Annotated in this window: 2 protein-coding genes, 4 pseudogenes and 1 riboswitch; of the genes and pseudogenes, 1 reads left to right on the forward strand and 5 read right to left on the reverse strand. The window is 62.6% G+C overall.

Annotated elements, in window-relative coordinates; genetic code table 11:
• From XAXN_RS13060 to thiC, 5 genes and pseudogenes are all read right to left on the reverse strand, one after another.
• The coding region (locus tag XAXN_RS13060; RefSeq protein ID WP_134984881.1) for a transposase at positions 1-92 on the reverse strand (92 nt) is incomplete at its 3' end.
• A 68-nt stretch (positions 93-160) separates the two neighbouring features.
• Positions 161-1072 (reverse strand): annotated as a pseudogene (locus XAXN_RS13065) (TonB-dependent receptor plug domain-containing protein); the annotation flags it as partial.
• A 48-nt stretch (positions 1073-1120) separates the two neighbouring features.
• Positions 1121-2015, reverse strand: a pseudogene (locus XAXN_RS13070) (helix-turn-helix domain-containing protein).
• Between the two features lie 110 nt (positions 2016-2125).
• A pseudogene (locus XAXN_RS13075) lies at positions 2126-4468 on the reverse strand (winged helix-turn-helix transcriptional regulator).
• Positions 4469-4893: 425 nt separating this feature from the next.
• Positions 4894-6771 (reverse strand): phosphomethylpyrimidine synthase ThiC, encoded by a 1878-nt coding sequence (thiC, locus tag XAXN_RS13080; protein WP_054319854.1) that lies wholly within the window; start codon positions 6769-6771, stop codon positions 4894-4896.
• 91 nt (positions 6772-6862) lie between these two features.
• A riboswitch (TPP riboswitch) is annotated at positions 6863-6960 on the reverse strand.
• Positions 6961-7391: 431 nt separating this feature from the next.
• Between thiC and XAXN_RS13085 the strand changes: the two are divergent.
• Positions 7392-10163: pseudogene (locus XAXN_RS13085) on the forward strand (TonB-dependent receptor).
• Positions 10164-10325: the final 162 nt, after the last annotated feature.

Consider the following 10325-nt stretch of genomic DNA (forward strand, 5'->3'; position numbering starts at 1 on the left):
CCATGTCGCCGGCACAGATCTTTGATCGCCACGCCGCTTTCGGCCTCGCGCAAAAAGCCAATGATTTGTTCCTCGGTAAAACGCTTCTTCACGTCCAATCTCCTTCAGGTAGGGAATTGGACTCCAAACTGGCGTGCTACTCAAAATCGGGGGGACGTCGCTGCTGCAGCATCATCTGATCGATGGAGTTGTAGTAGTCGTCGGTAGTAATGTCGTTGTGGTAATTGGCCAGATCGCGCGAATCTGCACCTACGCCCTTACCGTCGAACGAACCAGTGTGGTTGAGGACGTAGCTTTCGCCGCCGGAGGTGAAACGACCCCATGGGCCGGTTGCGCTCAGGCCGTCTTCAATGTGGTTCGGACCAGACGAATAACGGGTCAGCACGCGGTCCTTTGCCCAGACCGGATCTTCTTGCGTGTAGTTGACACCGAAGACCAGCGAGGCGCGGTCGGTGGTGGTGCCGGCGGTGAAGGAGTACTGCTCCTTGGAACCGTCACCACGGCCGTTCTGGCCGAAGTACGCCGAGGCCTCTGCACCGTCGTAGTTCTTGCGCAGGATGATGTTGACCACACCGGCCACGGCGTCGGAGCCGTAGATCGCCGAGGCGCCATCCTTCAACACTTCGATGCGCTCGATCAGCGAGCTCGGGATGGTGGACATGTCGCTCAGGCCAGCCAGACTGCTGGTCCAACGTTTGCCGTTCACCAGCACCAGGGTCCGGTTCTCGCCCAAGTTGTACAGGTTGACGTACTGGCCGCCCTGTTCCGGATTCGAGGTCAGCACGGCAGCCTTGCTATAGGTCTGGGTGCCGGCGATCGACAGGTTCTGGAGGATGTCACCAACGCTGACCAGGCCCGACTTCTGAATGTCCTGCTGAGTGACGGTGAACACCGGCTGTGCGGTTTCAACGTCGACCGAACGGATGCGCGAGCCGGTGATTTCAATGCGGTCCAGCGTCGTGGTCGATGGGGCGGACTGCTCTTGTGCATTGGCGGCAAAAGCCGGCGTCAACGCGATCGCAATTCCGGCGGGCAACAGGCCCAGCCGCACTGCGGAAGTGCGAAGGTTCATCAATCTCTCCAGGGTTCGTTAGTGGCGCGTTAAGCGCCCCCGTGCAAATTACGATTGCGTGAACGCCGTCGCTTTGCGCGTCACGTTACGTGGCTTTGCCGAATCTGGCGGATGCCGCTTGGTCGCGGTAGTGCGATGCGGAGACACCGAAGCGCGCACGAAACGCGCGCGCGAAGCTGCAGCAATTGTCGAAGCCGCTTGCGGCTGCAACCTCGCCGATCATCATGGAGGTATCACGCAACAAATCGGAGGCGCGTTCCAGACGCAAGCGTGCGGACAGCGCCTGCGGGCTTTCCTCGTACAAGCTCTGAAACGTCTTGGAGACGTACCAACTGGAAAAGTTGGTCAGCTGTGCGAGTTCGCTGATGCGCACCAGGCGGTCGCTATTGCCTTCCAGGTACAGCCGCGCCCGCTGCATGCGCCCGAACACCTGACGCCGACGGCTGCGCGAACGGCCCGGGCAACGCTGTTCCTGCGCAATGAAATCGCGCTGCATCGCCGCCAGGTGCAACAATAGCGGCCGCGCTGACGCATTTGCCGCTTTGTGCGGCAGCATTGCGCCACAAGCGCAAGGCGATGCGCAGATCGCCGCGCGACAACTGGGCGCGGCCGGGATACAGCGTGGCGTCGGTCAGTTCAGCAAGCGACTGCAAGCTATCGCCATCCAGACCGACGCCCACGCATAGCGCGCTGCGGTCTGCCTGCACGGTGGGATGGGAATCCTTGTCGAAGGCGATCCAGTCCCCGGCGCGCAGACGAAAACGGCCCTCCTTGGATTCCACCCATGCGCGTCCACGCAGCTGTATCCACAAGGTGAATGTCGCGGCGCTGGTACGGGGATGCTGCCGAGCCGCGAGACCGCCAGACAGGTGGTCGATGTCGACTCGCTGGCGCTATCAAGCGCGAGCGCAAGCCCACGATCTGCGGTGATGACCTGTTGCATGTTGGCAGCCCCCTGTACAAAAGAGGGAGTAGTGTTTTGCCGAATGTGGCGTCAGTCAGGAAGTTCTGACGAAACTGTGCCGAAAGTGCCACGAAGCCTTTCCGAAGAACTTACGAGGCGATTTTTCTCAATACCGACAATGCGTTAGCAATGATGCCGACAGGCGCCACGGAACGCTGCGGCAGCGGCATGTAGGCGATGGCGCTGCCATCTTCTTCGGCTAGCGACACATACAGTGTCCCGTCATGCTGGTTCAGGCTGAAACCGTTGATGGTGGTGAACTCGACCGCATCCAGACACTGGCCGCGACCACTGCGCAGCTCGCTATCGGAGGCAGCGCAGCTGTCGGTCGACGACAGGTAATGCAGTTGGCCATTCACCCCCGGTGCCCAACTGCGATACCGCCAGCGCGACGGCTGCTGCGGATCGACGGCCTGCAAGGTGTCAGCCGCCAGCGACGGAGCGACCTGCCAGACGCCGCCGCCGCTGAGGCGGGTCAGCAAGACCTGTCCGCTGACGCGATCCAGCCGGAGTTGCGAGACATCCTGCAGCGTTGCCAGCGCGCGCCACGGGCTGCTGCGCCGGTCGTACAGCGTTGCGAAGGTATGCCCGTCGTCGGCAGCAGCAAGCACCAGCAACCGGTCGGGATCGGGAAGATGAATCGCCTGTAGCGGGCGCGGCTGCGGCACCGGCAGTCGCACTACCTTTCCGCTGCTGGGTGTCACTTCGAATAGCGCCGCATGCCCGGCTGCATCGCTGCCGCTGACCAGCACGCGTTGCGAATCGGCTGACCAGTCGGCGGCCTGGCGCGAATCCGGGCGCAGCCCTTCGATCAAGCGCACCGAGCCGGGCTTGCTGACATCGCCCCACCACAGCCCATACGCACCGGATCGATTGGACGCAAAGATCAGCTGGCGCCCGTCCGGCGCAACCATCGGCTGATCGTCGCGGCCGCTGGATGGAAACAGGCGGCGTCGAATGTAGCCACCGTTCATCATGTCGCCAATGACCTGATAGACGCCGAATTGCGGTTTGCGTTGCACGAACACCAAATGGCCATGCGCCACGTCCGGTGCTTGCGCGTCGTCCACGCCCAGATCGTGCAAGCTGTGGTCTCGCAGGTCGAGGCGATACAGCCGCGCCTCGCTGTCCACGCGACGCCCGAAGATCAGACCGCTGCCGTCGGGCAACCAACTCCATCCCCGGATATCGGCATTGTCATGGGTGAGCCGTTCGGCAACCCCGCCTTCGGCCGGAATCCGCCACAGGTCTCCGAGCTGCGGATTACGCAGAAAACACGATCCAATTCCCATCGGGCGAATACCGCGGCGCGTAATCGAAATCGCCCGCCTGCGCCGGATAGTCCAGCGTCTTGCCACTGCCCGGTTGCCAGATCCAGGCGACGCATGCGGGCTGCGCCGTGCGTACCGGTCATGCTTCCGAACACCAGCACGCGCCCATCCGGCGACCAGCTGAAACTCAGCATGTCGGCACCATCGCACCGCATGACCTCGCGCGACGCCGCAAGCCCGGTGGCCGCAGCGATCATGACCCGGCAGCTCCCATCGGGCGCCTGCCTGGAAAACGCGATCTGCCGGCCATCCGGTGACCACGCCGGCAAACGATCGGAGACGCCGGGCGCAGGTGTCTCCAGCACCCGCGGATAGGCGTTGTCGGTGGTCTTGACCAGGATCGAGGTGCCGGCACGATCGCGGGTCAATGAGGCGTATGCCACCCTCGCGCCATCGGGCGACAGGCTCGGCGTGAGATCGAATCCACCGCCAGCAGTAATCACCCGGTACGGCCGTTTGGGGCTGCCCAACACCGCATGCGCTTGCTCGGCCTCAGGTGCCGGGGCACGGCGCCACGAGGTCCACACCGCAAGGCCCAGCACGACCAGCAATGCCACGCCGGCGACTGCCAGCGCCATCCAGCGCCGGTGTCGTGGCGCGGCCTGCGTCGCAACGACGGGCGCCACAGGCTGGCCGGGCGCGGCGCGGAGGGGAGGTGCAGCAGCGTCGGACTGGTCGGGGACGGGTGCCACGCCTTGATGTGGCTGCGCCGGCTCGAACGCATCCGAACCAGGTGCTTCGTCCGTCAGCGTTGCCGGTGCAGCTGCATGCGCTTCCCACACAACCGCCGCCATCAAGCGATACCCGGTCTTGGCGATGGTCTCGATGTGCTCCGAGCGCTGCCCGCCGTGGCTGGCAAAGGCTTTACGCAGTTGCGTGACCGCCTGGGTCACCACATCGTTGGTCGGCAGGGTATCGGGCCACACCTCGGCAAGCAGTTGCTCGCGTGTGACCACCTGGCCCGGCTGGCGCGCCAGGGGTCAGCAACACCGCCAGAGATTTGGGCGCCAGGCGCGCCGGACGCTTTGCGCCAGGTGCGTGCACTTCGCGCGAGGCAACGTCGACCACGCACTGGCCGACACGTAGCCGGCCCGATGGCATTGCAATAACGGGAGGAACACTCATCGGCAAAAACACGCGTCGGCATGCAAGAACGACAAAGAACGCCCCGCGTCGTCCGCGAAACGCCAAATTCAGCAAAGGACGACGACCAACTGTGTCATGCATCCATTTGGTGCAGATTTTACGCTATGCCCCGTTGCTTCCTATGACAGGCGGCAGCGTCAGGCCCCCTCTCTACTCGCCGACGAATTCGAATAATGACGATGTACCCTTCGCGCCTTCCGGCGCGATTTTTTTATCTGCGATTCAGCTAAATCAGCCGAAACCCTTATCTCTTGGAATCGCTTGCACCCCGGTCGCGGCGCGGCACTTGCGGACCGCGCTGCAATCTGTTCAGTGCAAAACTGAACTTTTCATAAGCAGGCGATACATTAGATTTTTGTCAAGGGCCTCCATGTAACGCGTCACGTGGCGCGATAAACCTGCGCCCCCTGCGCCACGAATTGCGCGGACTTTTCCTGCATGCCCGTCGACAACGCTTGCGCCGCGCTCATGCCGTGCTCGGCCGCGTAATCACGCACGTCCTGGGTAATCTTCATCGAACAGAAGTGCGGCCCGCACATCGAACAGAAGTGCGCCAGCTTGTGCGCGTCCTTGGGCAGGGTCTCATCGTGGAACTCCTTGGCCTTTTCCGGATCCAGGCCAAGATGGAACTGGTCGTCCCAACGAAACTCGAAACGCGCCTTGCTCAAGGCGTTGTCGCGCACCTGCGCGCCCGGATGCCCCTTGGCGAGGTCGGCCGCGTGCGCGGCGATCTTGTAGGCCATGATGCCGTCGCGCACGTCCTGCCGGTTGGGCAGGCCCAGGTGCTCTTTCGGAGTGACGTAGCAGAGCATGGCGGTACCGAACCAGCCGATCATGGCCGCACCGATCGCGCTGGTGATGTGGTCGTAGCCCGGCGCGATGTCGGTGGTCAGCGGGCCCAAGGTGTAGAAAGGCGCCTCGCCGCACTCGTGCAGCTGCTTGTCCATGTTTTCCTTGATCAACTGCATCGGCACATGGCCCGGGCCTTCGACCATGGTCTGCACATCGTGCTTCCAGGCAAGCTTGGTCAGTTCCCCCAGCGTTTCCAGCTCGCCGAATTGCGCCGCGTCGTTGGCATCGGCAATGCAGCCGGGGCGTAGGCCATCGCCCAACGAAAACGCCACGTCGTAGGCCTTCATGATCTGGCAGATGTCTTCGAAGTGCGTGTAGAGAAAGTTCTCCTTGTGATGCGCCAGGCACCACTTGGCCATGATCGAACCGCCACGCGACACGATGCCGGTCACGCGCTTTGCGGTCAGCGGCACGTAGCGCAGCAGCACGCCAGCGTGGATGGTGAAGTAATCCACGCCCTGTTCGGCCTGTTCGATCAAGGTGTCGCGGAAGATGTCCCAGGTGAGTTCTTCGGCGCGCCCATCGACCTTTTCCAATGCCTGATAGATCGGCACCGTGCCGATCGGCACCGGCGAGTTGCGGATGATCCACTCGCGCGTCTCATGGATGTGCTTGCCGGTGGACAGGTCCATCACCGTGTCGCCGCCCCAGCGAATCGACCACACCAGTTTTTCCACTTCTTCGGCGATGCCCGAAGACACCGCGCTGTTGCCGATGTTGGCATTGATCTTGGTCAGGAAATTGCGGCCGATGATCATCGGCTCGCTTTCGGGATGATTGATGTTGTTGGGCAAGATCGCGCGGCCCCGCGCGATCTCTTCGCGCACGAACTCCGGTGTAATGCGTTGCTGGATCGAGGCACCAAACGCCTGGCCTGGATGCTGCTTGCGCAAGCTTGCATCGCTCACCGCTTCCAGGCGTTGATTTTCGCGGATCGCCACGTACTCCATTTCCGGCGTGATGATGCCGCGGCGCGCGTAATGCATCTGGGTGACGTTGGCTCCCTGGCGCGCCACCCGCGGCAGACGCCGCGCCGGAAAGCGCACTGCATCCAGACGCGCGTCGTGCTCGCGGCCACGCCCGAAACTGGAGCTCAGCCCGTCCAGGGCGACGGTGTCGCCACGCTCGGCAATCCACTGCGCACGCACAGGTGACAGACCGGCGGCCAGATCGATCGCCACCCGCGGATCGGTGTAAGGCCCGGACGTGTCGTAGACGCTGAGCGGCGGATTCTCTTCGCCACCGAACAAGGTGGGCGTGCGCGTCAACGCGATCTCGCGCATCAGCACCTGCAGATCCGCGCGCGAGCCTTGCACGAAGATCTTGCGCGAACCGGGAATCGGCTGGGTGACAGCCTCCGACAACGACTGGGCTTGTTGCTGCAAAACGGTGGGCGCGGCGTTCATGGCATTCGTCCTGTGTGCTGGCCCTGCGAAGGAGTCGCAGTGCGGACGAAGCGGCGGCGCTCGATGCGGATCGCCCGTGCACGCACGAACCATCGCATCTGACGAAGCTTCCCTACGCCGGTATCAGCCGGATCAGGTTCGAAGGGACTATCTCAACCGCAGCACGCTGCGGTACCCCCACTTCGGCGGCGATTAAACCACATCGCACCCTGCGCAGCGAAACAAACCTTGCCAGGTACCCGCAACGCGCACGGCGCCGAGCCAACCCCTTGGGCATACCGCGCTGGCGCAGCGGCCACACTGGCCTGATGTTGCGTGCAGCGAGGTTGTCGCGTTCGGCGGCGACATATGTCCGCGCAGGTCATCTCACGTCGCTGCAGCGCACGCCCGGCGTTGCGCAGGCATTGCATGGCGCGCCGCTGCATTGCGCGCGTGGCCACGCAACAAGGCGCCGATTGGCGAAAAACGTCGGCGAAACCCGCTCGTTAAATTCCCGCTAAGCCTGCGTGACGTGCCGAAGACACCGCACGCATGCAGGTGTCATTCACGGGGATCGCGCTGTTGCTCCTCCTCTACCGGGAACCGCCGTACTTATGACTATGACAACGCTCCACCCGACGATGCGTCGGGGCTCGCTCGCGATCGCCATCAGCCTGTGCGTCAGCACGAGCGCCATCGCCCAGGAACAGACCGACAAGAGTCCGACCAACCTGGACAAGATCGAAGTCACCGGCTCGCGCATCCGCTCGGTCGATGTGGAAAATTCGCAACCGTTGCTGGTGCTCACGCGCCAGAACATCGAAAAGCAGGGCCTGACCTCGGTCGCCGATGTTCTCAAGCGCATCCCCTCCAACGGTGCAACGATGAACAGCACCGTCAACAACGGCGGCGACGGCTCGGCCACGGTGAGCCTGCGCAACCTGGGCGCCTCACGCACGCTGGTGCTGGTCAACGGCCGGCGCTGGGTCTCTGGCCTGTCCGGCTCGGTGGATCTGAACACCATTCCCTCGGCCATCGTGGAGCGCGTGGAAGTGCTCAAGGATGGCGCCTCGTCGATCTATGGCTCCGATGCCATCGCCGGCGTGGTCAACATCATCACCCGTACCAATTTCGATGGTGCCGAAGTCAACGCCTACGTTGGCCAATAGGGCCAGGGCGACGGTCAGCGCACTTCCTTCGACGCCACCGTGGGCGCCACCAGCGAGCGCGGCAATCTGGTCATCGGCTTGTCCAGCGTCAAGGAAGATGCGGTGATGGCAGGCGACCGGGAGATCTCCGCCGAGCCGGTGTACGGAGCGGGCTCGTCGGCCTACAGCAGCTACTCGGCAAGCGGCCGCCTCCGTGCAAATGGCACCAGCGGCGCCTGGACGGTGTTGCCCGACAATGCCACCGCGAGCCGCGACAGCAGGTATCCGCGCTACGGCCTGGACCAGTACACCGCCTTCAGCACATCCGAATATGGCTACAACTACGCCAAGGACAATTACCTGGTTACGCCACAGAAGCGCGACGCGTTGTACGTGCAGGGCAACTACGCACTCACCGACAACGTGCGCTTCAAGTTCGATGGACTCTATAACCGCCGCCAGTCGTCGCAGCAATTGGCCGGCTTTCCGCTGGCTTCGGTCAACACCGGCATCCTGTTGAGCGGCGACAGCTACTACAACCCGTACAACACGGCCTACGGCGGCGACGGGCGCGATGTGGGCTGGTCGCACCGCTTGACCGAATTCGCGCGCACCTACCAGCAGGACGTCAAGACCTCGCACGTGTACACCGGGCTGGAAGGCGACTTCCAGTTCGCCGACCGACAGTTCAGTTGGGATGTGGGCTTTGCGCACAACCAGACCGACCAGACCGAAACCCAGTATGGCGATGTCAATCTGCTCAACCTGAGCAATGCGCTCGGTGCATCCGGCATCGTCAATGGCACCCTGGCGTGCCTGGACAGCGGCGGCGCGGTCATTACCGGCTGCGTACCGTTCAGCCCCTTGTCGCCGGCCGGTGGCGTGACCCGGGAAATGCTGGACTACATCCTGTTCACTGCGCACAACACGTACCAATACAAAAACAGCAGCTTCACCGCCAACCTCACCGGCGACCTGTTCGAGCTGCCGGCCGGCTGGATGAGTTTTGCTACCGGCGTCGAACACCGCGAGGAAAGCGGATTCTCCTCACCGGATGCATTGATCTCGGCCGGCTATACCTCGGGCAATTCGTTCACGCCCACCTCCGGCTCGTACACGCTCAACGACTACTACACCGAAGTGGCCATTCCACTGCTGAAGGACGTACCCAGTGCGCAGTTGCTGGAATTGAGCGCAGCAGTGCGCTATTCGGACTACAACACCTTCGGCAGCACCACCAACAGCAAGTTCGGCTTCAAGTGGAAGCCGGTCGCCGACCTGTTGATTCGCGGCAATTACGCCACCGGTTTCCGTGCGCCGTCGATCGAAGATCTGTATCTGGGCGCCTCGGACAGTTTCGATACCTATTCCGATCTCTGCTCGACCAATAGCACCTCCTACACCAGCGCGATTGCGGCCACATGCGCAGCCCGCGGCGTGCCTGCCAATTACGTTGCCGAATACAATAGCGCCAGCGGCAACTCCGGCCAGACCATCTGTCCGTTCACCTACACCAGCAACGCCAATCTGCAACCGGAAAAATCCAAGAACACCATGCTTGATTTTGTCTACAGCCCTGCCTCGGTGCAAGGCCTGGATGTGTCGCTGGACTGGTGGAAGATCGAGATCACCGACGCCATCACCGAATTCAGCGCCAATCAGATCCTGTCGCAGTGTTACCAGTTCAATGTCTCGGCGTTCTGCGATCTGGTGGCCCGCGACGCGACAGGCGCCATCACCGGCCTGGTGATCCAGCCGGTGAATGTCGGCAAGCAACGCATGCAAGGCTACGATTTCACTGCACGTTACAAACTGCCACAGACCGCAATCGGCCAGTTCATGCTCACGCTGGATTCGACCTGCGTGGCGGTCAACGAGCAGAAGCAGGACGACAATTCCGCGTGGGAAAGCTACAACGGCATCTACCACACCAATAAGCCGAACTGGCGCACCCGCGGCACGCTCACCCTGGACTGGAGCTACGGCAATCTGGCCGCCAACTGGGCCGTGCGTTACTACTCGGGCATGAAGGACTACGATTCGGAACTGGACGACAATGGAAACTATCGCCACGTTGCGGCGACTGCGTTCAACGATATGCAAGTGTCTTACCAGCTTCCATGGAATGCGACCGTGCGATTGGGTCTGAACAACGTCTTGGACCGCGACCCGCCGGTCGCGCTCAGCGCCTCGGCCAACTCGTTCGATCCGGCCTATGCCATCCCGGGACGCTACAGCTACCTGCAGTACACCCAGCGCTTCTGAGCACGCTGTCCTGATGCACGTGTTGTCACAACGACCTCCTTCGGGAGGTCGTTGTCTGTTTGGCACGGCTAACACGCAATCGAGCGCCTGGCACACGGCAGGGCGATGGCGACATGCGCAGACATTTCCACGGCACATCGCACCGCTAGGTGTTCAGTCCCG

Origin of the sequence: Xanthomonas axonopodis, from assembly GCF_001304695.1 — a bacterium.
Lineage (GTDB): Bacteria > Pseudomonadota > Gammaproteobacteria > Xanthomonadales > Xanthomonadaceae > Xanthomonas > Xanthomonas axonopodis.